This window comes from Limimaricola cinnabarinus LL-001 (assembly GCF_000466965.1).
In the GTDB taxonomy this organism is placed as follows: domain Bacteria; phylum Pseudomonadota; class Alphaproteobacteria; order Rhodobacterales; family Rhodobacteraceae; genus Limimaricola; species Limimaricola cinnabarinus.
The window spans coordinates 1-2,199 of the sequence record NZ_BATB01000138.1; the positions used below are offsets into that span (position 1 = coordinate 1).

Consider the following 2,199-nt stretch of genomic DNA (forward strand, 5'->3'; position numbering starts at 1 on the left):
CTCGGTGACAGCCAACAGTCCCAAGCAACGATCAAGAACCGCCGGGGCATCCTCATCGCGGGAGCGAAGGCGCTTTATGCAACGACCGGCTACCTGATCGAGACCGTAGAGGAATACACTGATCCGGCCGTGATCGAGAGCGTTTTGGAGGCCGTGCGGGCGGGCAACAGCGGTAGCGATTTCCCAAGCAGCTACGCGTCGACGCTTGGCAAGGCCGTCAAGAAGATCGCACGCGATTACATTGGTCGGGATGAAAAAGAAATCGACGATATCGCGAAGACCATCAGCGACCACGCGGTCGGCGAGAAGGGCATAGCGAGGCGCAACAAGGACAAGCTCCGCCAGATCATCGGGCACAGACAGCAACGACTGCTCGACCTCGGGGAGATCCTCATCGATGAGGTCAATACCGAATTGGACCGGCGGGTCCGCAAGAAGCGCGGCGCGAGACGCCTCGACCAGATCGACACCGAACTGGCCCGCGACGTCATGTGCGTGCTGGCGAGCGATATCCTGCTCGCCAGAGCGCCTCGTAAGGCGAACGTGGCTGGGGCAAAGCTGTCTTGGATCTCATGGCGCGGCGACTTGGCGACGATCACGGTCCCGAACGTGGAGCTCAAGATGCGCACCAGCGACGATCCGGATCTGCCCATTCCTCTGGGCGAAAATGAGTCGCGGCGGCTTCGGCTCTATCTCGACAAGATCCGGCCTAAGGCACTCCGCGCGGGCGACCAACGCAACCCCTTCCTGTTCCCCGCACAGGCTCAAGCGTTGGCCCGGACCAGCCCTTCGTCGGGATACTCGAGCGGTTGATGCGGCATACAAGGCGGATCACGGGCATCCGGATGAACCCGCATCTCTACCGGCATTTCCTTGGCTGGCTTTGGCTGAAGGAAGACCCGGACCGGCTGCCGGACGTGTCACGTCTGCTCGGACACGAAAGCCTCGAGACGACGCTCGCATTTTATGCCGAGATCGATGAGCACTTCGCGCTCGCCCGCTGGCAGGCATACTTGGCGGACAAGAAGTCACGACAGCCTGTCGGCTTCAGACAGAAAGGACTTCGATGAAACAAGATCGTGTGACCGGGACCTCACCGGCTTCAGCATGCACTTTTCAAGCAGTCCGTGCTGCGTTGAGGTCGGAGTGGCCGGATCTCGATCCAGACCCGATCCTGCATGAGCTCCGGGCTTTCTCGGCATGGCGGGGCGCGGCGCGTCCGCTCATGGTTCCTCCCACGCGCCAGGAGATGGATGCTTACCTGGTGGAATGTTCGGCGCAACACGACGGCCATCTCGCTGCTCTCAAGCTGCACCGCGTGCAGACGGCCGCTCCGACCCTTTGGGGCATGCCCTATGCGTCCATGATCGCCATCGTCCGCCGGCAGCGCCAGCGTGCTCCCAAGACGAAAAGGAGGTCAAAGACGGAATCCCTTCTCGCCCTGATCGGGCGTCTCCCGGATGAATGGCAACCCGGTTTGATTGCAAGGATGGGTTCCGAATCAGGAAGCCGGAAGCTCAAGTGGAGCGCGGATCATCTGAACTCAGTCACGCATGCTCTGCTGCGCTGGCTCGCATGGTGCGAAGGCTCAGGGCATGACGTCAGGCCCGCTGGCATCACCTTCCATGTCTATGCCGGCGATCTGGCCGAGGAGGGCGTCTCGACGCGCAGCGCGAGTGACTATCTCGGGCGCATTCTGTCGGGATATTCCACCGCATGCGATCCAGGGTTCACCAGCGTGGCCTGCAAGCACGTCGTCTCCCGGCTGAACGCCCGTGGAAAGGTCGAAGGGCGTCCGACGAAGACCGGCGAACAGCTGGTCGGCGCATCGACAATTTTCGACCTTGGAATGGAGATCATCGAGAACGCCCGCGCTCTCGGGCCGAGAGATCTGTTTGCAGCGCGCGATTATCGCAACGGCCTGCTCCTCGCCATGGCCGCGGCAGTGCCTCAGCGCGCGCGGGCGCTGTCGCATTTCGATATCGGCCAGACCGTCATGCTCCTTGAGCGGCCGTGCCTCCATGTCAGGCTTCCTGGCAGCGCGCTGAAACTCCGGGAGCACCAGAAGGAGCATGCCGGATACGACCGGGTCCTGGAGAACGCGGGGCTTTGGCATGCCATCGACGAATACAGTCGGGTGTTCCGGCCGCTGTTCGATGATGGCAGCGCGATGTTTCCAAGGCGCTGTTGCACATATCG

2 protein-coding genes and 1 pseudogene are annotated in these 2,199 nt (G+C 62.0%); all 3 read left to right on the forward strand.

The genetic code is table 11. The features are described from left to right. Positions 1 to 813 (forward strand): annotated as a pseudogene (locus MBELCI_RS21160) (site-specific integrase); the annotation flags it as partial. Between the two features lie 32 nt (positions 814 to 845). Next, positions 846 to 1,070 carry a site-specific integrase gene (locus MBELCI_RS18655; RefSeq protein WP_021695798.1) on the forward strand — a complete coding sequence of 75 codons (225 nt, stop codon included), beginning with the start codon at positions 846 to 848 and terminating at the stop codon, positions 1,068 to 1,070. 179 nt (positions 1,071 to 1,249) lie between these two features. Beyond that, positions 1,250 to 2,199 (forward strand): hypothetical protein (locus MBELCI_RS18660; RefSeq protein WP_045320538.1); only part of this gene is annotated, 950 nt, incomplete at its 3' end.

Excerpts from the sequence above, each read along its gene's own strand:
- MBELCI_RS18655 (WP_021695798.1), top strand. The coding sequence starts at position 846 with ATGAACCCGCATCTCTACCGGCATTTCCTTGGCTGGCTTTGGCTGAAG.